Origin of the sequence: Dactylosporangium sp. CA-092794 (assembly GCF_050948465.1) — a bacterium.
In the GTDB taxonomy this organism is placed as follows: Bacteria; Actinomycetota; Actinomycetes; order Mycobacteriales; family Micromonosporaceae; genus Dactylosporangium.
This window is the reverse complement of record NZ_CP192044.1, coordinates 6689224-6711898: the sequence shown is the minus strand read 5'-3', so window position 1 is coordinate 6711898 and position 22675 is coordinate 6689224. Positions and strand designations below refer to the sequence as shown.

Below are 22675 nucleotides of genomic sequence, written 5' to 3'. Positions count from 1 at the left end.
GACACCAGCGGTTTTTCATGATCGTGGAGCGCTGATGTACACCCGTGTACCGAAAGTCTCCGGGATCATGGCAAACCCGTGATGCGGTCACCGCGGGCATCATGATCACGGAGACTTTCAGCCGCCCGGCCGGCGCCATCGCGACCCGCCGGCCCTGAGCGCCGATCGCGCTCGCCCCGGAGGGCTGGGACACGCCGGCCGGGCCCCCCGGGACCGGGCGCGGGTGATCGCGGCGATCGCCTGCACCACGATCGGCGGCGTGGTCCGGTCGGTGGTCCGGAGCCGCGGGGCCGGCGGCGTCGTGATCGCGGGCCGGCGCCCTCGCCGGCGAGCGCGATGGCCGCGCCGGCGAGGGCGACCAGCACGGCGGCGCGGGCCGATCCCCACTCGACGACGGTGCCGGCCAGGGCGGTGCCGAGCGCGGTACCGGCCATCGTCGCGGTGCTCGTCCACATCCGCGCCTCGGTGGCGGTGCCGGTCGGCGCGGCGCGCTCGGTGACCTCGTACGCCACCGTGTTCAGCGGCGCGATCGGCGTCCCCGCGACCGCGAACAGTACGGCCAGCCACCACAGCCCTACCGACAGTGTGAGGGGTGCGAGGGCGGCGCACATGATCGCGGCGAGGGGGATGGGCGGCAGGCGCAGCGCACCGCTGCCGATGAGGCTGCCGAGCGCGGACGCGCCGAGCAGTACCCCGGCGAACCCGGTCCGGCCGTGCTCGGCCGCGAACCCGGCGGCCGCGACCTGCAGCGCGCCGAGCGTGACGCCGAGCGCCGTCCTGGACACGACGAGTGTGCGGATTTCCCTTGCTCGCAATGCACCCAGCACGTCACGCTGTGCCGTCGCGCCCGTCGCGCCCGTCGCGCCCGTCGCGCCCGTCGCGCCCGTCGCGCCCGTCGCGCCCGTCGCGCCCGTCGCGCCCGTCGCGTCTCGTGGTCGCCTGCGCGAATTCTTGAGCCGCCACCGCTTCGTCACGTTGGGTGCGTGTCCCGCTCCATTTCCGAACCTGGATAACGGTATTGCCGGTAATTCGGTTCCGGCGGCGCCGCTTGGTGTCAGCTCCGCCGCCGTCGGTAATAGCTTTGTCGGTAATGGCTTTGCGGCCGCCGTCGGTAATGGCTTTGCGGCAGGCCGGGCGGCTGCGCCGGCGCGTGCGGGCGGTAACAGCGCGAACACGACGGTCGCGGCGGCAGTGACGGCGGCGGCCAGGACCAGGCCGAGGCCCGGGCGCCCCAGGGCCGCGACCAGGCCGGCGACGAGTGGCCCGGCGATGAAGCCGAGCTCGAGCAGGGCGCTCTCGAAGCGGTACGAGGCGCGCCGCTCCGCGTCGGTGTCCAGGATCGCCGCCCAGATGCCGCGCATCCAGGCCGCGACCGGCGGGCGGGCCGCCCCGGCGAGCACGGCGAACGCCGCGGCCAGCCACAGCGGGGCGTGCGGCAGGGCGGCGATCGCCAGCAGCGCCGCGGCGTGGACGGTGGCGGCGCCGAGCAGGACCCGGGTTGCGCCGAGCCGGTCGACGAGCCGGCCGGTGACGGGGGCGCCACTGCCGGTACCGGCGGCGAAACATCCGGCGATGAGCCCCGCCGCGCCGAACGAGTCCCGCGCCGCCTCGACGAACAGCACCAGCGCGAGGGCGACCGCTCCGCCCGAGAGCCGCACGAGGAGGTTCGTCGCGGCCAGCGCCACCGCATACGGTCTGCGCAGGATCGTGAACACTCCGCCGTTTGTACGCGCCGGCCGACCGCGAGGCCACCGGTTTGCGCCGCCGCACCCCACGCACCGCGTCCAGAGGGTCGCCGTGCGAAACGCGTCCAGAACGCGTCCAGGGTCACCGCGTGCTCGGGGAGGGGCCGGTCCCGTCTGCATCGGACTACGACGAGAAGCGCAGGATTCCCCCGCCATTTGCACCGCATACGCCTGTGCATCACGGCACGGCCAGTGAGCGCGCCGCTTGGCCGCCGCGAAGGCGCGGCGGCGGCCCGGCGGCGGCCCGCAGCAACGAATATCGGATTGCGGTTATTTGATCGCCCGTGTGGCACGCACGGCCGGTGAGCCCGCCGCTGCGGCCGCTGCGAAGGCTGGGCTGCGGTGGCCGGCCGAATATCGGATTGCGGTTATTTGATAACTCGCATCAAAATGTTGACGGCTTGCGGTGTGTGGCTCACGTGGAGTTGTTCCAGGCGGACTTCGGCGCCGCCGGGGTGGTCGAACAGGCGGGTGCCGGCGCCGAGCAGCACCGGGGCGACCAGCGCCAGGACCTCGTCGAGCTCGCCAACCTCCAGGCATTGGCGGGCGATGTCGGCGCCGAGGATGTTGACATACCGGTCACCGGCCGCGGCCCTCGCCTCACGCAGCGCGGTCGGCAGGTCGGGGACGAACGTAATACCGTCGCCGGCCGGGCGGGGATGGTGGGTGACGACGAACTGCGGGCCGTCCCAGCCGCCGCCGAACGGCTTGCCCGCCTTGTCCGTACCCTTGTGCGGGTCGTCGCCGCCGAACGTGCGGTTGCCGACGATCAGGGCGCCGATCCGGGGGATCAGGTCGGCGACGAACTGATTCGGGCCGAGGTGCGGGGTCAGCCAGCCCATGTCGCCGCCCGGGCCGGCGATGAAGCCGTCCAGGGACATCGTCGCGGAATACAGGATTGTCGCCATGGTCGTGCACCCTTCGTCTACGCGGATCGTTCCGCATTGTGACGAGCCGGGTGCGCGCAATTCGTCGGTCCGCGCCGCACTGCCCTCAATCGCCAGGTGACGCACGGTGCGGCCGAGGGCGGAATTGCGGTAATTCGGTAATCACGGCCGGGCTGGGCCGCGCCGGCCGCCGGGCCGTGGCCGGACCCCGCCAGGTTCAGCAGACGAGGTCCGGCCGCGGGCAGGAGCCGAGGATCAGTAGCGGTAGTGGTCCGGCTTGTAGGGGCCGGCGACGTCCACGCCGATGTACTCGGCCTGGACCTTGGTCAGCTCCGTCAGGCGCACGCCGAGCGCGTCCAGGTGCAGCGCCGCGACCTTCTCGTCGAGGTGCTTGGGCAGGCGGTAGACCTGCCGGGTGTACGACTCGGGCTTGGTGAACAGCTCGATCTGGGCGATCGTCTGGTTCGTGAACGAGTTGGACATGACAAAGCTCGGGTGACCCGTGGCGTTGCCGAGGTTGAGCAGGCGGCCTTCGGACAGCACGATCACCGCATGGCCGTCGGGGAACGTCCACTCGTGCACCTGGGGCTTGATCTCCGTCTTCGTCACGCCGGGCAGGCGGGCGAGGCCGGCCATGTCGATCTCGTTGTCGAAGTGGCCGACGTTGCCGACGATCGCGTTGTGCTTCATGCGGGACAGCTGGCCGGCGCTGATGATGTCCCGGTTGCCGGTCGCCGTGACGAACACGTCGCCGGTGGCGATGACGTCGTCGAGGCGGACGACGGGGATGCCGTGCATCGAGGCCTGCAGCGCGCAGATCGGGTCGATCTCGGTGACCACGACCCGGGCGCCCATGCCGCGCAGCGCCTCCGCGGCGCCCTTGCCCACGTCGCCGTAGCCGCAGACGACGGCGAGCTTCCCGGCGAGCATCACGTCCGTGGCGCGGTTGATGCCGTCGAGCAGCGAGTGACGGATGCCGTAGGTGTTGTCGAACTTCGACTTGGTGACGGAATCGTTGACGTTGATGGCCGGGAACAGCAGTTCCTCGGCGTCGGCGAGCTTGTACAGCCGCTTCACGCCGTTGGTGGTCTCCTCGGTGACACCGCGGATGCCGGCGGCGATGCGGGTGAACCGCTGCGGATCCCGCGCCAGGCTCGCCGCGAGGGTGTCGAGGATGATGCGGTACTCCGCGTCGGCCTCCTCGCCGGCGGCCGGTACCTGGCCCTGCGTCTCGAACTCGACGCCCTTGTGCACCAGCAGGGTCGCGTCGCCGCCGTCGTCGACGATCATGTTCGGGCCGAGGACCTGCCCGTCCGGGCCGGGGAACTGGAACAGCTGGTCGGTGCACCACCAGTACTCGTGCAGCGTCTCGCCCTTCCAAGCGAACACCGGCGTGCCGGACGGCTCCTCGGCGGTGCCGTGCGGGCCGGCGACGACCGCGGCGGCGGCCTCGTCCTGGGTGGAGAAGATGTTGCACGACACCCAGCGGACCTGCGCGCCGAGCGCGACGAGGGTCTCGATGAGCACCGCGGTCTGCACGGTCATGTGCAGGCTGCCGGCGACGCGGGCGCCGCGCAGCGGCTGCGCGTCGGCGTATTCGCGGCGGGTCGCCATCAGGCCGGGCATCTCGTGCTCGGCGAGGCGGATCTGGGTGCGGCCGGCCGCGGCGAGGGAGAGGTCCGCGACGGCGAACTCGACCCCGTTGCGCCGCTGCAGGTACGGGTGGCCGCTTGCGACGGCAGCAACGGACTGCTGCTCAGCGGTGTCGGTGGAACGGATTTCGGACATACCTGAGGTCACCTCCCGGTGACAGGAGGCGCCCTTAGGTCAAGGGAGGTCAGCAAACGGCCGAGCGTGGCGGATCCGGCCGGCAGTGCGTGATGCACACGCGTGCCGGGGTCCGTCGCAGCGCCTCTCGGCCCTGACCGCGGCGTCGTCGCGCCGCTGTGCTCGAAGTTACCGGCGGCCGCGGCGGTCTGGCAACCCCGCGTCGCCGTCCGTGAATGTGTGGTACGCGCCACGGAGCAGGTCGGTGACGTCGAACCGGCCGACGGTGAGGGGGAGCGGGTCGAGCTGCTCGAGGATGGCGTCGCCGCGGTGCACGGCGCCCGGGACGGCCGGGGCGGGCGCGGTGAGGCGGGGGCCGGACTGCCAGAACGTACCAAATCCGGGGCTTTTGGGGGTTTCCGCGGAAGCTGCCGGGGACTGGTGCCGGGCGATGTGCCCCAGGGCGGAGACGCGGTGGTCGCGCAGCGACTCCAGCAGCTCGTCGCGGCCGCGGCCGCGCCAGGCCAGGATGGCGAACGGGTCGGCGTCGAACTCGTCGGCCAGCGCGTAGCAGGCGGCGGTGAGGTGCCGGCAGGGCTTGTGCCAGCCGGGGCAGGTGCAGTCCAGGACGATCTCGGACAGGCTCTGCGGGAACAGCGACAGCCCGAATCCGGCCAGGATGGTGTCGAGGTCGTCGGGCAGGTGCCCGGCGAGGAGCTTCGCGGCGTGGATGGCCTCGCCGGCCAGGGCACGCTCGATGCGGGCCCAGTCGGCGGCGGTGAACGCCTTGACGCCGATCCTAGCCCGATACGTCTCGCCGTCGTCGTCCACGACCAGCGCCGTCACGATACTCGTCGAGATCGTCACGGAGCGTACCTGTCCGGCGCGGGCGTAGCGGCGCCCGGCCGAAAATGTCGTACCCATCCGCAAGGATTCGAGCATGACGATGAACTGGTGGGACCAGCTGCGTTCAGGCATCCTCCACCGCCTCCGGCGACAGCGTGACCAGGTCGAGCAGGTCGTCGGTGGACAGCCCGGTCAGCCAGCCCTCGCCGGAGCCGACCGCGACCCCGGCCAGCTCCCGCTTGCCGGCCATGACGTGCTCGATGCGCTCCTCGATCGTGCCGATGCACACAAATGTGTGGACCTGCACGTCGCGGCGCTGCCCGATGCGAAACGCGCGGTCGGTGGCCTGCGCCTCCGCGGCGGGGTTCCACCACCGGTCGACGTGCACGACGTGGCTGGCGGCGGTGAGGTTCAGGCCGGTCCCGCCCGCCTTCAGCGACACCAGCAGCACGCCCGGGCCCGCCCCCGACTGGAAGCGCTCCACCATCCGGTCCCTGTTCCCTTGGGGGGTACCCCCATGCAGAAACTCCACGCCCGTGCCCAGCCGCCCGGACAGGTGCGGGGCGAGCAGGTGGCCGAACCGGGCGAACTGCGTGAACACCAGCGCCCGGTCCCCGGCCGCCAGCGCCGCGGCCAGGATCTCCTCCAGCCGGGTCAGCTTGCCGGAGCGGCCCGGCAGCGGCGTGCCGTCGCCCATCAGGTGCGCCGGATGGTTGCACACCTGCTTGAGCTTCGTCATCGCCGACAGCACCAGGCCCTTGCGCTGCGGGCCGGCCCGCCCCTCCCGCAGCTTCACGAAGAGTTCGTCGACGACCGCCTTGTAGAGGGTCGCCTGCTCGAGCGTCAGCGTGCACCACTGCCGGCGCTCGAGCTTCTCCGGCAGGTCGCTGATCACCGCCCGGTCGGTCTTGACCCGCCGCAGCAGAAACGGGCGGGTCACCCGGCGCAGCCGGCGGGCCGCGTCCGCGTCGCCCCAGCGTTCGACCGGCACCGAGTAGCGGGCCCGGAAGAGGCTCGCCTCGCCCAGCAGGCCCGGGTTGAGGAAGTCGGCGATCGACCACAGCTCGGTGAGCCGGTTCTCCACCGGCGTGCCGGTCAGCGCCACCCGGTGCCGGGCCGGCAGCCGCCGCACCGCCCGCGCGGTCACCCCGGCGGCGTTCTTCACGTGCTGCGCCTCGTCGAGCACGACCCGGTCCCAGGCGACGGCGGCGAGCGTCTCCACGTCCCGGGTCGCGACCTGGTAGGTGGTGAGCACCAGGTCCGCGCCGCCCAGCTCGCCCGCGGCCGGGCGGGCACTGCCGTGGTGGACCCGCACGGTCAGCCCCGGGGTGAACCGCTCGATCTCGCGGCGCCAGTTGCCCAGCACCGACAGCGGGCACACGATCAGCGTCGGCGGGCGCGGCCCGCGCTCACGCAGGTAGGCCTCCAGCGCCAGCACCTGCACCGTCTTGCCCAGGCCCATGTCGTCGGCGAGCAGCGCCCCGACGCCGAGCGAGTCCAGGAAGGCCAGCCACGACAGGCCGCGCCGCTGGTAGGGCCGCAGCCGGGCGGTCAGCGACGCCGGCTCGTCGAGCAGCTCCAGGCGTTCCACGGCCCGCCCGGTCAGCAGGTCGGCGAGCCACCCGGTGCCGTCGACGCCGGTCACCGGCAGCGGCAGGTCCCCGTCCGGGATCAGCCGGGTCAGGCGCATCGCCTCGCCCGCGGTCATCTCGCCCGTGCCGCCCCGGCGCAGAAACGCCAGCCCCGCCCGCAGCCGCTCCGGGTCCAGGTGCACCCACCGGCCCCGCAGCCGCACCAGCGGCACCTTCGCCCGGGCCAGCGCCACCAGATCGGCCTTGCTGAGAAACTCGTCGCCGATCGCCAGCCCCCACCGGAAGGCGACGATCGCGGCCCGGTTCGCGGTCGTGTCCCGCAGCACCGGCGCCGCCGGCTGCCGGGTCCGCACCGTCAGCGTCAGCCCGAGCTCCTGCCGGCGCTGCCACTGCGCCGGCAGCAGCACCCCGAAACCGGCGTCGTGCAGCAGCGTCGCGTAGGTCAGGAACCGGTAGGCCCCGGCCGTGTCCAGCCGCAGCTCGGCCGGCCGCGGCACGCGCAGCGCGTCGTCGAGGTCCGGCCACAGCCGGCTCGCCCGCCCCAGGTCGCCCAGCAGCACCTCCTGCGGATAGTCCACCCACCGAAACAGCGGCGACGCCGCGTCGTGCCACACGTCCTCGGCGGGCACCAGCAGTCCCGGCTCGTCGGCCGGCTGCAGCAGGAACTCGACCAGCCAGAAGCCGCCCTCCTCCTCGCCGCCGCCGGCTCCGCGCTCGCCGCCGTCCGCGGAGCTGTCCCGCCCGCCGCCGTCCGTGCGGTTGTCCCGGTCGTCGTTGCCGTCGTCGTCCGGTTCGTCGACGTAGGAGAGGCGGAAGCAGGTCCGCACGGGCGCGGGCCGCCCGCTGTCCGCCCACCGCTCGAGCGTCTCCCGCAGCCGGGCGACCTCCGGCCCCTCGGGCACCACCGGCCCGGCTGGTGCCACCCGCCCGGCTGGTGCCGGCGGCACGGCTAGTGCCGCGCCAACCGCGCCGCCGGCGGTCGTGAGCGGACCCGGCGGCCCGGGCGGATCGAGCTCGGCGACGGCCATCGCGGCGGCGCTGCCGGGGGCCTGACCGGACGCCGGACCAACGCCGTCCGGCTCACCGCCGCCTGTGTCGTCGCCGTCCGGACCGCGGTTGCCGCCGTCGCGCAGCGTCGTGGCCTGGTCTTGCCGTGGGCCCGCGAGCTCGTCCGGGCCGCCCGCCGCCGCCGAGCCGCCGCTAGCGGCGGGGTCTGGGGATGTCGCTGAGCCGCCGCCGCTGGACGGGTCTGGGGGCGCCGGCGGTGGTGCGGTCCGGAGGCGGGCGTCGGGGGTGGTGAGGGCGGCGAGCCAGGCGCGGACGACGGTGTCGTGGCGGACCTGGGTATCGGCGAGCAGCGGGCGGCCCGCCAGGCGGGCGCGGACTACGGCGTCGACCGTAGCGTCCAGGGCCGCACGGGTCGCTTCGCGCGTCGGCCACGCTGCGGCCGCGGCGGTCACGCCCGGCATCGCCTCGGCCAGGGAGTCGAAGGTCGCGGCGTCGGAGCCCCACAGCACCGGGCGCCATCGTGCCTGCGGGCCACCGGTCTCCGCGCCATCCACGCCATCCACGCCGGACAGGTCGGACAGGTCGGACAGGTCGGCTGGGGCGGCGCCGCGGACTGGGGCCGTGGTCCGGCGGATTGGGGCCGTGGCCGGGGCGGAGCTGGCACTCCCTGCGGTGCTCGCGGGGAGGACCCGGCCGCGGACTGGGGCCGGGGGCGAGGCGGGGGTGATGGCGGGGAGGACCCGGCCGCGGTTCACCAGTGCCGTGGCGAAGGTGACGAGGTCGGCCAGGTGGCCCAGCGACGAGCCGGGGCGGGCGTCCGGGTTCGCCGCCACGAGCGGCTCCGGGTCGGTGGCCGGAGGGAGGAGCACGATCGGGACGGTCCAGGCCGTGGGGCGGCGGGATGACGTGCGGCGGTGAGCGGCCGGGAGGAAGTCCGCCAGCTCCGGTGACGGGGCCGGGCCGGTGGGCGTCGACGGGAGCAGCAGGTCGGCGGTCGCGATCGGGCCGGGGATCGGAGGGAGCACGGCGAACGGGTGCGGCAGCGGGGCCGGAGCGATGCCGGGCCGGGGACCGCTGAGGGCGGCGGCCGGGGCCTTCCGGGCAACCGGCGCCGCGGAAGCGTCCGCGGCACGGCCGTTCGGCGGTGTCGCCGCCGGGGGCTCGGCCGGTGCGGAAGCGTCCGCGGCGCGGTCGGCCCTCGGTGCGGTCGCCGCCGGAGGCTCGGCGGGTGGGGATGCGGACAGCGGGGACGAAGCGCCCGAACGGGATGGTGGGGTGAAGGCCGGGGCTTCGGTGGTTTCCGCCCAGACGGCGAGTCTTCCGTCCGGGGTCACCAGGCCGTGCACGACGATCACCGGTCCGACCCTACTGCGCCGCCGCCGTGATCAGGTGCACCGCCACCGCCACCGCCACCGTCTGTCGGGTGCGAGGCGGGGGAGCGGGTCAGCGCCAGAGCGGGGGGTTGCCGGTGTCGACGAGTTTCCAGTCGCCGTTGTCGTACAGGGCGTTCTCGTAGTAGAAGACGGTCGGGGGCAGCAGGTCGGGCGCGGTGAAGGCGGCGCGGGCGGCCTCGTGCAGCGACCGTTCCGGCACGCCCCAGGCGTCGCGGGCCAGCGCGGCCACGTAGGACAGGGCGTGGTGGCCCATGAAGCTGTCGTACGTCAGGCTGAACACCTCGTCGGCGGGCATCGGCACGTCGCGGGGGATCACGTTGGCCGGGGGCAGGCCGCCGGGCAGGTTCCCGGCCTGGCGGAGTGCGGCGTCGACGTAGATGGCGCAGTCGCGGTACAGGATCCGGGTGCGGCGGGTGGCCGGGTCGAACGCGAACAGCGTGTTCTGGCCGTGGGTCTCCAGGGGGCAGCCGGTCGCCCGGACGGTGTGCGACCACAGGCGGACCATCGGCACCACGACCCGGTCCGTGACGAACGTCAGCGGGTCCTCGCCGAACGCCTCGACCAGCTGCCGCAGCAGCGGCGGGTCGGCGGGGGCGTGCAGGTCGTGGCCGTAGAGGGCGAACAGCGGCACCGTGTACCGGGGCGCATCGAGCTGGGGGCGGGCGGCGCGGATCAGGAAGCCCCACGCCTCGTCGCCCAGGCCGGGGCCGAACCAGCCGCCGGCGACCTCCGGCAGGACCGGGGTGCCGGCGCGCAGCAGGTCGTCGGAGACCCACAGCTGCAGCTCGATCACCGGGCGGCGCAGCCGGCGGGTGAACCGGGACAGCCGGCGCGGGTAGTGCAGCTTCACGAAGTGCGGCTCGACCGGGGCGCCGGCCACGGCGGTGACGAAGACCGTGCGGGCGTTCGCCGACGGCACCACGGTCAGCGGCGGGCCGGGCGGGCAGGACCGCAGCTCGTCCCGGCCGAGCAGGGCGGGGGCGTCGAGGGTGCTGGGGTGCACCGGGAGCAGGAAGCCGTCGCCGTCGCGGTAGACGTCGGGCAGGGGGGAGCGGGCCGCGGCGGTGCGGAACACGCCGTGGCCGGGCGGGACCCGGAACGTCGGCAGCTCGAACGACGCCGCACCCCGCTGCGGGTGGTACTCGTCGGCGATGTCCAGGTCCGCGGCGTAGGGGCTGTACGTGCGGGTCCCGACGCCGAGATACCGTTCCGCGTACTGCCACAACGCGATCGGGTCGCGGGCGTCGACGATGCGCATCGCCGGTAGCTTACTGTGCGTGCCGGGGCGGCGCAGAACGGAGTGCGGTGACAGCCATCCCCGAGCGGGTCGTCCGGGCGATCGAGGACGGGCCGAAACCGGTGTACGTCTACGACCCCGAGACCGTCCGCGAACGGATCGGAGCGCTGCGCGCCGCGCTGCCGGCCGGGTCGCTGATCGCGTACGCGATGAAGGCCAACGGCCACCCGGCCGTCGTCGCCGCCGCGCTGGAGGCCGGCGACGGGCTTGAGGTCGCCTCCGCCGGGGAGCTCGCGGCCGCGGTCGACGGCGGGGCGGGACTCGTCCTGTACAGCGGGCCGGCGAAGAGCGACGCCGACCTGCGGGCCGCGGTCGCGGCCGGGGCGGTGCTCAACGTGGAGAGCCTGCACGAGCTGCGCCGGCTCGGCGCGGTCGCCGGGCCGGCCCGGATCTGCCTGCGGGTCAACCGGGCGCACGCCGCCCTGCCGGGCACGCACCGCATGACCGGGGTGCCGTCGGCGTTCGGGATGGGCGAGGACGACCTCGGCGAGGCGGTGCGGGTCGCCGCGCGGGACGGGCACACGCTGCTCGGCTTCCACCTGCACGCCGTGTCGAACAACCTCGACGCCGCCGCGCACGCCGCCTACCTCCGCGACTGCGCCGTGTGGGGCGTGCGCGCCGCCCGGGCACACGCGGTACCAAACCCAATCATCAATGCCGGTGGTGGGCTGGGGGTGGACGTCACGGGTGCGGCGGAGTTCGACCTGTCCGCCCTGCGCGACGGGCTGCGGGATGTGGCGCTGGGCGACGGGGCGCGGCTCGCCGTCGAGCCCGGGCGGTTCGTGGCCGCGACCGCCGGCTGGTACGCCGCCGAGGTCGCCGACGTCAAACGCAGCCACGGCGCCTGGTTCGCGGTGATCCGCGGCGGCACGCACCACTTCCGGCTGCCGGCGTCCTGGGGGTACAGCCACCCGTTCACGGTCCTGCCGGCCGAGCGGTGGCCCTACCCGTTCCAGCGGCCCGGGGTCAGCGGCGCGGCGGTGACGGTGGCGGGGGAGCAGTGCAACCCGCGTGACGTGCTCGCCCGCGACGAGCCGACGCCGCGGATCCGGGCCGGGGACACGGTCGTGTTCGCGCGGACCGGCGCCTACGGGTGGGAGGTCGCCCACCACGACTTCCTGCGCCTGCCGCACCCGGCGTTCAGGATCGCGGCGACGGGTTGAACCCGGCCCGCACGGCCCGCAGCGCCTGGCGGCGGGCGTCGCCCTTGAGGGTGTCGATGTAGAGCACCCCGTCGAGGTGGTCGGTCTCGTGCTGCAGTGCCCGGGCCAGCAGCCCGCTGCCGGTCACCGTGACCGGCTCGCCGTGCTCGTCGACGCCCTCCGCGGTGACCTGCATCGCCCGGGGCGTCGGGAACGCCAGCCCGGGGATCGACAGGCAGCCCTCGTCGCCGTCCTGCAGCCCGGACCGGGCGACGATCCGCGGGTTGATCAGGTAGCCCCGCACGTTGTTCGCGCCGTAGGAGAACACCCGCAGGCCCACACCGATCTGCGGCGCCGCCACCCCGGCCCGGCCGGGCTCGCCGGTCAGCGTGTCGAGCAGGTCCCGCACCAGCGCGCGCAGCTCGGCATCGAACGAGGTCACCGGGTCGGCGGGGGTGCGCAGCACCGGGTCGCCCAGGATGCGGATCGGCCGGATCGTCACCCGTCACAGGGTACGTCAAGGGCCACGCGAACCGGTCTTGACGAGGGCCTACACTGTGCCGATTCGCCCACCCCGAAAGGCACCTCCATGGCCTACCCGGCCGAACGGGCCGACGTGCGGTCACACCGCCGAGACCCAGCCCGGCGCCGGATCCGGCTGACCCCGTGGATCATCGGCGGGCTCGTCGTCGCGCTGGCCGTCGCCGGTGGGACCTGGGCGGCCGGGCACCTGCTGCGGCACACCTGCACCGGCTCGATCACCGCGAGCGTCGTCGCGTCGCCGGCCACCGCCACCCTGCTGGAGGGCCTGGCCGTCACCTGGGGCGGCGACCATCCCGAGGTCGCCGGGCAGTGTGCGCACGTGGCCGTGTCCAGCCGCGACACGGGGGTCATGGCGCAGGCGCTGGGCACCGAGTGGGACGCCAAGACCGGCACGCCGCCCGACGTGTGGGTGCCGGACTCCAGCGCCTGGGTGCGCCGCGCCTCCACCGCCGCGATCGCCGAGCGGATGATGCCCGACCTGCAGCCCAGCCTCGCCCGCACCCCCTCGGTGCTGGCCATGCCGCAGCCGATGGCCGAGGCGCTGGGCTGGCCCGACGGAGAGATCTCCTGGCAAGACATGATCAACAAGGTGGCGGCGGACCCGCAGGGCTGGGCGAAGTACGACAGACCCGAGTGGGGGCCGTTCCGGTTCGGCATGAGCGACCCGCTGCAGTCCACCGCCGGGCTGCTCGCCCTCATGGCCATCCTCGACGGCAACGACGACGGCGAGGTCACCCCCGACGAGCAGGCCACCCTCGCCAAGCTCAAGCAGGAACGGGCGGTGTATACGCCCACCACCGCCGAACTGCTCTCCGGCCTGGCCAAGGCCGACCAGGCCGGCGCCGAGCAGGGCCTGCGGTACATCTCCGCGTTCCCGGCGCTCGAGCAGGACGTCCTCGCCTACAACAAGGCCGACCCGCACACCCCGCTCGTCGCCGTGTACCCGTCCAACGGCAGCGCCGACGCCGACAACCCCTACCTCATCCTCGAAGCGCCCTGGGCGCAGCAGGACAAGCAGGCCGTCGCCAAGGCGTTCCTCGCCTACGCCCGCGGCCCCGCCGGGCGCAAGGTGTTCCTCGACGCCGGCTACCGCGACCCCAACCGGGTCGGCGGCACCGCCCTGGCCGCCAGCACCTCCTTCACCGCCCGGATCAAGACCGTGCCGCGGGCCGTGCTGATACCCGAGTCGGTGAAGCAGTCCATGGACACCTGGACCGCCGTGACCCGCCCCACCAACCTGCTGCTCGTCCTGGACGTGTCCGGGTCGATGGGCGAGCAGGTCCCCGGCACCGGCAAGACCCGCATGCAACTGGCCAAGGACGCCGCCTACGGCGCCGTCGCCCTCTTCGACGACGGCGTCGACGCCGGCCTGTGGGTCTTCTCCACGAAACAGGCCGGCACCCAGGACTACAAGCCGCTCGTGCCGATCGGCCGGGTCGGCGACCAGCTCGCCGGCCGCACCCGCCGCGACCAGATGCTCGCCGCCATCGACAAGCTCACCCCGGCCGGCGACACCGGCCTCTACGACACCGCGGCCGCCGCCCAGCAGGCCGTCGCCGACGCCTACCAGCCCGGCGCCACCAACCTGGTCGTGCTCATGACCGACGGCAAGAACGACGACACCACCGGCGGCCTCAGCCTCGAGCAGCTGCACGCCAAACTGGCCGGCAACGCCGGCAGCGACCGGAAGGTCCCGATCGTCACCGTCGGCTACGGCGACGACGCCGACCTCGCCGCCCTGCAGGACATCTCCCGGGTCAGCGGCGGCACCCTGTACACCTCGAAAACCGCCTTCGACATCAACGACGTGCTGCTCACCGCCATCTTCGGCAAGGTCTAGCCGAGCGGGTTCGGCACCTGGCACCACCGGTCGGCCAGCGGGTCGGCGGCCAGCCGCATCGCCGTGGTCGCCTTCAGCGGCCACGGCCCGCGCAGCACCGCCGCCGCGTCGCCCGCCGCCACCGACCCGCGGGCCACCACCGCGACCCGGTCCCACAGCTGCGGCCCGCCGCCCAGCGCCGCGACCAGCTCCGACAGCACCGTCGCGAACGCCGACGCGAGCAGCTTCGCCCGCAGCGCGTCCTCGTCACCGGTAGGCAGCGCCCCCACCAGCGGCGGCATCTCCACCCCGGCCCGGGCCAGCCGCCCGGCGTGCACGTGGATGCCGCCCAGGTCCCGGTAGTGCAGCCGCACCGGCCGCCCGCCGGCGACCTCCACCAGCAGGTTCTGCCCGTGCGCCTCCAGGGCCACGCCCAGCTCGAGCAGCCGCAGCAGCGGCGGCACCATCAGCTCCACCAGGGCCGCGAAGAACCCCGGGGTGAGCAGGTCCGGCCGGTGCGGCAGCAGCGCCACCGGCAGCACGTCCGCATCCCCGGGCGGGGCCTGCCGCCACACCGCGCCGAGTGCCCGCTGCGGCTCGCCGGCCGCGTCCAGCACGGTGCCGGAGGAGACCTCGGCCAGCACATTGATCTGGGGGGTACCGCGGGAAAGCCCGGCCAGCAGCGCCGACGCGAGCGGCCCGTTGTGCACGGCGGCGGGGGAGAGGGTCCGCACCGCGCTGGTCATCTGCACCTCCACCGCCGTCTTCACGTGCCGGCCCGCCCACCCCGGGCCGTCCGGGGCGAGGGTCCGCAGCGACATCAGCGGCCGGGCCGGCACGTCCACGCCGGTGTCCCGGACCAGGCCGGTGGCCAGGGCCCTCGGCAGCTGCCACGGGTGCACCGGCAGCCGCGGCGGCACCGCCCGGCCCGCGGTGCGCCACCGGGCCGGGTCGACGTCGACCAGCCGCAGCGCCACCACCGGATGGTGCTCCGGGGCGTAGGCGAGCACGTCGAGGGTGCTCATCCCGAGCCGGGTGCGGCAGCACGGGTGCAGCGGATGGCCGTCGGCGATCGCCTGCTCGGCGGCGACCAGCCCCGGCTGCGCCGGGCCGGGCGGGGCGGCCAGGGCGAGGGCCAGGTTGGCGACGCTGTTGTCCAGCTCCACCCGGAACCCGCCGGGCAGCCCCAGTGCGGCGGCGAGGGCGCCGGGGTCGTCGTGGGCGACGCCGTCGGCGACGACCCGGGGGAGCGGGGGACCGAACAGCGGCGGCGGCCCGCCACCCAGCCGTGCCGGCGCGACGATGCCCTCCCGCCACAGCGCACCCCACAGGCGGGTCAGGACCGCGGCCTTGGCGCGTGGTACCGCCGCGGCGAAACCGGCGGCCAGGCCGGGCCGGTGCGCCGCGAGCACACGCCCGGTCTCCTCCACGTCGGGTGCGTCCACCCGTGGAGTCTAGGCGGAGCGCCCCGGGGCGGCTGGGACCGGTGTGATCAAGGTCCTCCGAACGGCCGGATTTTCCCGCGCCGACCACCTGGCTGCCGGTTCACCTGCGCGAATGCTGTGATGTAGGCGAGGATCAGCTTGGAGCACGGACGCTTCGGGAGGCTCGAAAATGGAGATTCGACAAGTGTCGGTCGGCACCGCGGCCGCCCAGCCGCCGGCGCCCCCGCCGCAGCCGGCCCGGCCGCCGGCGATCGAGGCCACCGCGCCGCCGCCGAAGGGCGGCCTGCCCGCCTCGCAGCAGGTGCTGAGCAAGCTCACCCCCGGCGACCGCGCCGCCATCGCCGGCGCGACCGGCTACCACCTGTCACCGACCGGCGCGGTGACCAACGCGACCGGGGCCGTGCCGCCGTGGTCGTTCATCATGGCGTTCGCCGCCTCCCGCACCGCCGCGGAGCCGGCCGAGGAGGCCACCCGGGCGGTCTCCGCCGCCGACGACGGGCACCACGTCGACGTCACCGTCTGAGCCGACTGTCGGGTCGCGGGCAGCGCTGAACACGCCCGCGGCCGCCGCCGTGTGACCGGGCAGTACACATCCGGTTTCCACGGTGGAGGTTGTCACGATGTCCGTTGTTCACCGCCCGCACGCGCAGTGGACCGTCCGTCCGGCCGGCCTGAGCGTCGCCGGCCGCGAGCAGATCGTCATGCGGTGGGTCGTCGCCGGCCCGCGCCGCGGCCACGCCCGGCCACAGCGGGCCGGGTAGCGAAGGGCGCGCCGGCACGCCGACGGCCGGCGCACCCTCTCTCCAGTCTGCGCCCCCACCGGCGGCGTTACGGTCCGGTTTCCGGGTGTAAACATCGGCCGGTGGGGCGTTGACCCGGGTCGGGCCGGGCCGTGTCATGGAGGGCATGGACGACGATCCGGGGCTCATCTCCAACCTGCTGACCGTGATCGACAAGCGCGACTGGGACGGCCTGACCGACCTGGTCACGCGTGACGTCGTCTACCACCGGCCCGGCGTGGCCCCGATCGAGGGCGCCGACGCGTTCGTCGCGTTCTACAAGCGCCGCTGCATCGTCTCCGCCGGCCGCCACCAGGTCGACCGGTGCGTGTCCATCGACGGGCAGGGTTTCTGCTGGGGCCGCTTCGACGGCATGTCCCACGCCGGGGTGCCGCTCAACGAGATCTTCGCCGACTGGTACGAGATCCGGGCCGGGCGGATCGCCCGCCGCCGCACCTTCTTCTACCGCCCGGCGATCTAGCCACCCGCACCCCGCCAGGTTGACATAATGTACATTATCGAACATCGACGGGCGGCAGCGGGAAATGACTGGACGGGATGTGCCCGGGCTTGTAGCTTCCAGCTGACCGTGACACCGCCCGAGGAGGTGAGACCCATGAACGCTGGATCGATCTGGGTGCTCTCCCTTGCCGTCACGGCCGGGCGATTGACGTAGGTGTCGCCGGGAGCGCCTCGCCAACAGGCACTCCCGAAAGGCAACACCTGATGCACACTGTGTTCGACGTGATCATTGCCGGGTGCGGTCCGACCGGTGCGATGCTGGCCGCCGAGCTGCGGCTGCACGATGTGCGGGTCCTCGTCCTGGAGCAGGAAACCGAGCCCGCGTCGTTCGTCCGCATCGTCGGTCTGCATATTCGCAGTATCGAGCTGATGGCCATGCGCGGGCTGCTGGACCGCATCGCCGCACACGGCAGACGGCGGCCGGCCGGCGGCTTCTTCGCCGCCATCGACAAACCCGCGCCCGCGGGCCTGGATTCCGCGTACGCCTATCTGCTGGGCATCCCGCAGCCGGTCATCGTGCACCTGCTCGAAGCCCATGCGGTCGAACTGGGCGCGCAGGTCCGGCGCGGTTGTGCGGTGGCCGGGCTCGAGCAGGACGACGACGGTGTGACCGTCGAACTGGCCGGCGGGGAACGGCTGCGTTCGCGCTATCTCGTCGGCTGTGACGGCGGGCGCAGCACGGTGCGCAAACTGCTCGGCGTCGGCTTCCCCGGCGAGCCGGCGCGGCACGAGACGCTGATGGGCGAGATGGCAGTGGGTGTGCCGCCGGAGGAGATCGCCGCCAAGGTGGCCGAGGTCCGCGAGACCCATCAGCGATTCTGGCTGCGGCCCTTCGGTGCGGGGGTCTACAGCGTCGTCGTTCCCGCCGCCGGCGTCGTCGATCGTGCGGTACCGCCGACGCTCGAGGATTTCCGGCGACAGTTGCGTACCATCGCCGGAACGGATTTCGGGGTGCACTCCCCGCGCTGGTTGTCCCGGTTCGGGGATGCCACCCGGCTGGCCGAGCGGTATCGGGTCGGGCGGGTGCTGCTGGCCGGCGATGCGGCACACATCCATCCGCCCATCGGCGGGCAGGGCCTCAACCTGGGTGTTCAGGACGCGTTCAACCTCGGCTGGAAACTGGCCGCGCAGGTCCGCGGCTGGGCGCCGGCACCGCTGCTGGACACCTACCAGGCCGAACGGCATCCGGTCGCCGAGGACGTGCTGGACAACACCCGGGCCCAGACGGAACTGCTGTCCGCCGAACCGGGCCCGCGGGCCGTGCGCCGGCTGCTCACCGAGCTGATGGACTTCGACGAGGTGAACCGCCGTCTGATCGAGAAGATCACCGGGATCGGCATCCGCTACGACTTCGGCGCGGGCCCCGACCTGCTCGGCCGCCGCCTGCGCGACATCGACGTGGACCAGGGCCGCCTCTACGGTCTGCTGCACCGCGGCCGCGGCCTGCTGCTGGACCGCACCGGACGCCTGACCGCCGGCGGCTGGTCGGACCGGGTCGACCACCTCGGGGATCCCACCGCGGCCCTGGATGTTCCGTGCGTCCTGCTGCGCCCCGACGGCCACGTCGCCTGGATCGGCGACGATCAGCGGGACCTGGACGGGCATCTCGCCCGCTGGTTCGGCGAGCCCGCCTGACTCGTCGCTGGACGGTGGGACGTCGTCACGGAGGGTGCCGGGTCTTCGGACGTTCGGGCCCGATCTTCGCAGGTGGGCAGGATTTTCCCCCGGCCGGGTGATGCGACGCTAGGTGAGGGAGGTATGCGGCCGCTACCCTGTGCGTATGCGTGAGGTGCGCAAGGAGCGGGTCACGGTGACGATGGCCGCCGACGACGCCGCGGCCGTGCGGCGGTTCGTCGACGCGGGCGGTGCGGAGTCGGTGTCGGCGTATGTCGCCGAGGCGGTGCGGGGACGGCTGGCCCGGGACCGGGCGCTGATGACCCTCAACGAGCTGTACGCGCAGCGGGGCGTGCGGCTGGACCCGGAGCACCACGCGTGGGCGCGTGAGGTGCTGGGGGTGGCGCCCGCGACCGGGCCGGTGTCGTGACCGCGGTCGGGGGAAGAATCCTGGACAGCTCGGCGATCCTGGGTTTCGTGGCGGGCAAGCCGTACAGCTCGGCGATCGTCTGGCACGCCGTCGACCAGGGGGTCGTGCTGGCGGTGCCGGCGGCGGCGCTGGCCGAGGCGTGGGCGCAGACGTCGCCGAAGGACTACGACGTGCTCAAGGTGCTGCTCGCGCTGCCGGTGGTGGTCGTGGACGACCTGACCGCGGCCGACGCGGTGGACAGCGGCGCGCTGTTCGCCGGCGAGGGCGGCCCGGCGCTGGTCGCCGCGGCGCATGTGGTGCGCCGCGCGCAGGCCCGGCCGGGCTGGGCGATCGTCACCGACCGCGCGGCGATGCTGCGCACCCTGGACCCGCAGGCGGAGATCGACGAGCTGCCCTGAATCCGGTCGTCGTTCCCGCTGTCGTACGGTGTGTCGCGCTCGGAAAATGTCGTAGGCGGCTGGTATGACTATTCCGACACATGTTCGACTGACGGGTTGGAGGGGTTGCGATGGTTGCCGCACGGACCGCGGCCAAGGGCCTGTCGACGGTGGAGCTGGAGCAGATCCGGGACACCCTCGCAGCCGGCCGGAAACCGAAGGTCGTGTTCACCGAGCAGGCGGGGCAGATCGCCGGGCAGGTGGGGCAGGTCGTGGCACTGACCGACCCGGAGCTGTCCGACGAGTGGGTCGTGGTCCGGTTCGGCCGCGACGAGCTGCCCTTCTCCCCCGCCGACCTGGCGATCGCGCCGAAGGCCGCGCCGGTCAAGCGCGCCCCTGCCGTTCCCGCACCTCGTGAGGAGAGCCCCGTGCCAGCCTTGTCCGTTGCCGCCGCCCCTGCCGAGTCCCCCGCTCCCCCGACCTCCTCCCCCGAGCCGGCTCCCGCCGCCGACGCCGTCGCGGAGCCTGCGGCCACCGCCGACGCCCCGGCCACGGAGGCGAAGACGGCGGGCAAGCCGGCGAAGAAGGCCGCCCCCGCGAAGCCGAAGCCCCCCGCCGGCCTGACCGTCACCCTCGCCTACGCCGACGGCGAGTGGACCGTCGCCGCCAACCAGGGCGCGAAGGCCCTCGCCAAGCCATATGTCATCAAGGCCGGCGAGGCCCTCAAGATGGTCGCGATGCTCGACGTGCCCGGCGTGCACGAGGCCGTCGAGGAGATCGTCTCCGCCGCCCGCGCCGAGGCCGAGACCCAGGCCGAGCGCCTCCGCGCCGAGCTGGCCGAGATCGAGGCCCGCCTGGCCGAGCTCCGCGAGGCCGAGTAGCCGGGCCACCTCCCCCGGCCCCGGCTCCCCGCACCGCGCCCAGCGCAACCGGGGCGGGTGCCGGTGAGGACATGGCTACTCGCGCCGAACAGCGACCGCTCGTCTTCGATCGGCGCCTGTGCCGCGGCGCCAGGCCCGCCCGGGGTTCGTCAGCAGCGCAGCCGGGCGGGCCCGGGTTGGTCTCTTACCGGATCCAACCGTGCCCCGGGGGCGCCCGAGGTTCGCGCGAGGCATGGCGCCGCACCCGCGCGGCGAAAGTCTCGCGGGTCGCCTGGGTGCCCGAAGCCTCGACGTTTGACGCCGCGCTGAGCGCGGTCAGGGGCTAGCAGCTCCGCTGTGCCGGCGCGGACGGCGGCGGCAAGGCTTCGGGAGCGACATGTCTCCGTGATCATGATCGAGGCCGGGCCGGCACCAGCAGTTTTTGATGATCACGGAGACATATCGCACCTATGGGTACATTTTGTCTCCGGGATCACGAAAAACACGTGGTGTCGGCGGATGGACAAGCATGATCACGGTGACTTACGGTCACCGCGGCTCGGTTGGTGGCGGGGGTAAGCCGGCCGGAGGGCGGCGTTACCGTTCCAGGAGCGGCGCCGCGGCGCACGTTCCGCACGACAACAGCGCGCGGCCGGCGGGGCCGCGGTGGACCAGGTCAGGGATGGACGGCAGCGGTGGGCGACGGGACGATCATCGCGACTGCCGGGGCGGCCGGGCAGGATGGACAACAGCAGGTGAGCAAGGTGGCGTCGTCCGGTGACGCGACAGTGGGTGCGGATCCGGCGGTTGGTGGCGGGGCCGTGGTGGAGCGGTGGCAGGTGCCGCGGACGTGGCGGGTGCTGCTCGCCGCGGCGCGGTGCGTGGTCGTGCCGGTCGCGCGGCTGCGGGTCAGCGGTGAGGTGCCGTCCGCGCTGCGGGAGGGTCCGGTCATCTTCGCGGTCAACCACGTCGGGCCGTTCGACCCGGTCGCGGTGACCGCCGCGTGCCGGGTGGCGCGGCTCGCGCCGCGGCTGATGGCGACCGGCGGGCTGTTCCGGGCGCCGGTGCTCGGGCCGGTGATGCGCGCCGCCGGGCACATCCGGATCAACCGGCGGCAGGCGAACGTCGCGGCGGCCGTCGACGACGTGGCCCGGGCGCTGGCCGGCGGGGCGCACGTGCTGGGCTACCCGGAGGGGCGGATCACGCTCGACCCCGGGATGTGGCCGGAGCGGGGCAAGACCGGGATGGCGCGGGTGGCGCTCGCCACCGGGGTGCCGGTCGTCGCGGTCGCGCAGTGGGGGGCGCACGAGGTCGTCGCCTGGGGCGGGTTCGGGCCGATGGTGAGCGCGGCGCTCCGCTCGCTGCTGCGCCGGCCGGTGGTGCGGGTCCACTTCGGGGCGGTCGTGGACCTGTCCGGCATCGACCCGCGCACGCCGGGCGCGGCGCAGCGGGCCACCGAGCGGATCATCGACGCGATCACGGCGGAGCTGCGGCCGCTGCGGGCCGCCGAACCGCGGCTGCCCCGATACATCGACCCGGTCCGGCCGCTGAGCCTGCAGCGCCGCCACCGCCCCGCCGCCTGACCTCCACCGCCGCGCGCGGGGCCGTCACACCTCGCGCAGGCCGCCACCACCTCGGCGAACGCTGCCCCCGCCTTGACCTCCACCGCCTCGCGTCGACCGATGCCGCCCTGGCCTGACCGCCACTTGTCCCGCCCGCCGGCTGCTACCGTCCGGCTCGTTGGCCGCCGCCGTGAGCCTTGCCGCCCTGATCAGGCCCGCGCATCGTCGTCTCGCGGCGGGCCCTCACGTCGCCGCCGGCGAGCACGGTCGGGGCCGGCAATCGGGCCGAGGCCGTGCGCCTCGCGCGGCGGCGAGGCGTTGGCGGGCCGGGGTCAGGCGCCCTCGCGGCGCAGGCGGAGGTAGGCCAGGACGGCCTCGCGGGTGGTGCGGACGCCCAGGACCTCGCGGGCCTCGGCGATGCGGCGGTTGGCGGTGCGCAGGGACAGGAACTCCGCGGCGGCCGCCGCGGCGATGGTCTCGCCGCCGGCCAGGCGTTCCAGCAGGGCGCGCTGTTCCGGGGCCAGGACCGGGCCGCCGGCCTCCTCGGCGGGGGCGGTGCCCAGGTCGGCGTCGGGGTCGGTGGTGACCGGGCCGATGCGGCCGAGGTCGGCCAGCAGGGCCCGGCCGATCTCGGTGGCGGCGTCGCTGATGGCGACGATGCCGGCGCCGCGGGCGGCGGCCAGCAGGGCCAGTTCGGCGGTGTCGGCGTCGGCGACGCGGCCGAACAGGGCGAGGCGAGCGTCGGAGACGTCCCAGTTCTGGTCGGTCAGGGCGAAGCCCTCCCGGGTGGTCCAGCCGGCCCGGGCCAGCCGGCGCAGCACGGCGGTGGCGTCCGCGCCGTTCGCCACGACGTACCGGGGCGCGAGTGCCGGGTCGCCGGCCATCAGCGGCCCGATCCGGCGCGGCCGGCGCCCGCCGTGCCCGGCCCGCCGACCGCCGTGGCCGGCCGCAAACCGCCAGCCGTCCCCGGACCATCGGCTATCCGCCGGAAGTCACCGGCCGCACCGGAACCAGCAGTCACACGCGGACCAGCGGCGGTGCCAGAA

The 22675-nt window shown here is 74.2% G+C and carries 19 protein-coding genes; 10 read left to right on the top strand and 9 right to left on the bottom strand.

Going from position 1 to position 22675, the window contains the following annotated elements; genetic code table 11:
- Positions 1 to 65 precede the first annotated feature (65 nt).
- From ACQPXD_RS28410 to ACQPXD_RS28385, 6 genes are all read right to left on the bottom strand, one after another.
- The gene (locus ACQPXD_RS28410; RefSeq protein WP_432824364.1) at positions 66 to 1715 is read right to left on the bottom strand and encodes an MFS transporter; all 1650 of its coding nucleotides are present in this window, start codon (positions 1713 to 1715) and stop codon (positions 66 to 68) included.
- Between the two features lie 398 nt (positions 1716 to 2113).
- Complete coding sequence (locus ACQPXD_RS28405; protein WP_432824363.1) at positions 2114 to 2653, bottom strand: dihydrofolate reductase family protein; 540 nt, start codon at positions 2651 to 2653, stop codon at positions 2114 to 2116.
- A gap of 234 nt (positions 2654 to 2887) precedes the next feature.
- Positions 2888 to 4420 (bottom strand): adenosylhomocysteinase, encoded by a 1533-nt coding sequence (gene ahcY, locus ACQPXD_RS28400; RefSeq protein WP_432824362.1) that lies wholly within the window; start codon positions 4418 to 4420, stop codon positions 2888 to 2890.
- Between the two features lie 168 nt (positions 4421 to 4588).
- Positions 4589 to 5377 carry a hypothetical protein gene (locus tag ACQPXD_RS28395; protein ID WP_432824361.1) on the bottom strand — a complete coding sequence of 263 codons (789 nt, stop codon included), beginning with the start codon at positions 5375 to 5377 and terminating at the stop codon, positions 4589 to 4591.
- Complete coding sequence (locus ACQPXD_RS28390) at positions 5370 to 9200, bottom strand: SNF2-related protein (protein WP_432824360.1); 3831 nt, start codon at positions 9198 to 9200, stop codon at positions 5370 to 5372. Before ACQPXD_RS28390 ends, ACQPXD_RS28395 begins: the two co-directional genes overlap by 8 nt.
- 88 nt (positions 9201 to 9288) lie before the next feature.
- A complete protein-coding gene (locus ACQPXD_RS28385) occupies positions 9289 to 10497 on the bottom strand; it encodes a ferric iron reductase (protein WP_432824359.1) in 1209 nt (402 codons plus the stop codon).
- Between the two features lie 47 nt (positions 10498 to 10544).
- Between ACQPXD_RS28385 and ACQPXD_RS28380 the strand changes: the two genes are divergently transcribed.
- Positions 10545 to 11699 carry a type III PLP-dependent enzyme gene (locus tag ACQPXD_RS28380; RefSeq protein ID WP_432824358.1) on the top strand — a complete coding sequence of 385 codons (1155 nt, stop codon included), beginning with the start codon at positions 10545 to 10547 and terminating at the stop codon, positions 11697 to 11699.
- Here ACQPXD_RS28380 and def read toward each other — a convergent pair.
- Positions 11677 to 12180, bottom strand: coding sequence for a peptide deformylase (def, locus tag ACQPXD_RS28375; protein ID WP_432824357.1), 504 nt, complete (start codon positions 12178 to 12180; stop codon positions 11677 to 11679). The genes ACQPXD_RS28380 and def overlap by 23 nt on opposite strands.
- A gap of 87 nt (positions 12181 to 12267) precedes the next feature.
- Here def and ACQPXD_RS28370 point away from each other — a divergent pair, with 87 nt between their 5' ends.
- Positions 12268 to 14061, top strand: a complete 1794-nt coding sequence (locus ACQPXD_RS28370; RefSeq protein WP_432824356.1) for a substrate-binding and VWA domain-containing protein — start codon at positions 12268 to 12270, stop codon at positions 14059 to 14061.
- On the opposite strand, the gene ACQPXD_RS28365 is transcribed toward ACQPXD_RS28370, so the two are convergent.
- Entirely contained in the window at positions 14058 to 15485 is a 1428-nt protein-coding gene (locus tag ACQPXD_RS28365) for an IucA/IucC family protein (RefSeq protein WP_432824355.1), read from the bottom strand. The two genes, ACQPXD_RS28370 and ACQPXD_RS28365, sit on opposite strands and share 4 nt — an antisense overlap.
- A gap of 169 nt (positions 15486 to 15654) precedes the next feature.
- On the opposite strand from ACQPXD_RS28365, the gene ACQPXD_RS28360 reads away from it, so the two are divergent.
- The 8 genes from ACQPXD_RS28360 (at position 15655) to ACQPXD_RS28325 (ending at position 21650) form a co-directional block, all read left to right on the top strand.
- On the top strand, positions 15655 to 16008 hold the full coding sequence (locus ACQPXD_RS28360) for a hypothetical protein (RefSeq protein WP_432824354.1): 354 nt from the start codon (positions 15655 to 15657) through the stop codon (positions 16006 to 16008).
- Between the two features lie 97 nt (positions 16009 to 16105).
- Positions 16106 to 16246, top strand: coding sequence for a hypothetical protein (locus ACQPXD_RS28355; protein ID WP_432824353.1), 141 nt, complete (start codon positions 16106 to 16108; stop codon positions 16244 to 16246).
- Between the two features lie 145 nt (positions 16247 to 16391).
- Positions 16392 to 16745, top strand: coding sequence for a nuclear transport factor 2 family protein (locus tag ACQPXD_RS28350; protein WP_432824352.1), 354 nt, complete (start codon positions 16392 to 16394; stop codon positions 16743 to 16745).
- Between the two features lie 254 nt (positions 16746 to 16999).
- The gene (rox, locus tag ACQPXD_RS28345; protein WP_432843988.1) at positions 17000 to 18421 is read left to right on the top strand and encodes a rifampin monooxygenase; all 1422 of its coding nucleotides are present in this window, start codon (positions 17000 to 17002) and stop codon (positions 18419 to 18421) included.
- A 145-nt stretch (positions 18422 to 18566) separates the two neighbouring features.
- On the top strand, positions 18567 to 18830 hold the full coding sequence (locus tag ACQPXD_RS28340) for a hypothetical protein (RefSeq protein WP_432824351.1): 264 nt from the start codon (positions 18567 to 18569) through the stop codon (positions 18828 to 18830).
- The gene (locus tag ACQPXD_RS28335) at positions 18827 to 19228 is read left to right on the top strand and encodes a hypothetical protein (protein WP_432824350.1); all 402 of its coding nucleotides are present in this window, start codon (positions 18827 to 18829) and stop codon (positions 19226 to 19228) included. The genes ACQPXD_RS28340 and ACQPXD_RS28335 overlap by 4 nt, the downstream gene beginning before the upstream one ends.
- 110 nt (positions 19229 to 19338) lie before the next feature.
- The gene (locus ACQPXD_RS28330) at positions 19339 to 20088 is read left to right on the top strand and encodes a hypothetical protein (RefSeq protein WP_432824349.1); all 750 of its coding nucleotides are present in this window, start codon (positions 19339 to 19341) and stop codon (positions 20086 to 20088) included.
- 800 nt (positions 20089 to 20888) lie between these two features.
- Positions 20889 to 21650 carry a lysophospholipid acyltransferase family protein gene (locus ACQPXD_RS28325; RefSeq protein WP_432843986.1) on the top strand — a complete coding sequence of 254 codons (762 nt, stop codon included), beginning with the start codon at positions 20889 to 20891 and terminating at the stop codon, positions 21648 to 21650.
- 311 nt (positions 21651 to 21961) lie between these two features.
- Here ACQPXD_RS28325 and ACQPXD_RS28320 read toward each other — a convergent pair whose 3' ends face one another.
- A complete protein-coding gene (locus ACQPXD_RS28320; protein WP_432824348.1) occupies positions 21962 to 22513 on the bottom strand; it encodes a LuxR family transcriptional regulator in 552 nt (183 codons plus the stop codon).
- Positions 22514 to 22675: the final 162 nt, after the last annotated feature.

Bases quoted from the DNA above. Each gene is read 5' to 3' on its own strand.
- ACQPXD_RS28385 (WP_432824359.1), bottom strand. From the start codon at position 10,497: ATGCGCATCGTCGACGCCCGCGACCCGATCGCGTTGTGGCAGTACGCG.
- ACQPXD_RS28405 (WP_432824363.1), bottom strand. From the start codon at position 2,653: ATGGCGACAATCCTGTATTCCGCGACGATGTCCCTGGACGGCTTCATC.
- ACQPXD_RS28320 (WP_432824348.1), bottom strand. From the start codon at position 22,513: ATGGCCGGCGACCCGGCACTCGCGCCCCGGTACGTCGTGGCGAACGGC.
- ACQPXD_RS28350 (WP_432824352.1), top strand. From the start codon at position 16,392: ATGGACGACGATCCGGGGCTCATCTCCAACCTGCTGACCGTGATCGAC.
- ACQPXD_RS28330 (WP_432824349.1), top strand. From the start codon at position 19,339: ATGGTTGCCGCACGGACCGCGGCCAAGGGCCTGTCGACGGTGGAGCTG.
- ACQPXD_RS28340 (WP_432824351.1), top strand. From the start codon at position 18,567: ATGCGTGAGGTGCGCAAGGAGCGGGTCACGGTGACGATGGCCGCCGAC.
- ACQPXD_RS28370 (WP_432824356.1), top strand. From the start codon at position 12,268: ATGGCCTACCCGGCCGAACGGGCCGACGTGCGGTCACACCGCCGAGAC.
- ACQPXD_RS28360 (WP_432824354.1), top strand. From the start codon at position 15,655: ATGGAGATTCGACAAGTGTCGGTCGGCACCGCGGCCGCCCAGCCGCCG.
- ACQPXD_RS28355 (WP_432824353.1), top strand. From the start codon at position 16,106: ATGTCCGTTGTTCACCGCCCGCACGCGCAGTGGACCGTCCGTCCGGCC.
- ACQPXD_RS28395 (WP_432824361.1), bottom strand. From the start codon at position 5,377: ATGCCTGAACGCAGCTGGTCCCACCAGTTCATCGTCATGCTCGAATCC.
- ahcY (WP_432824362.1), bottom strand. From the start codon at position 4,420: ATGTCCGAAATCCGTTCCACCGACACCGCTGAGCAGCAGTCCGTTGCT.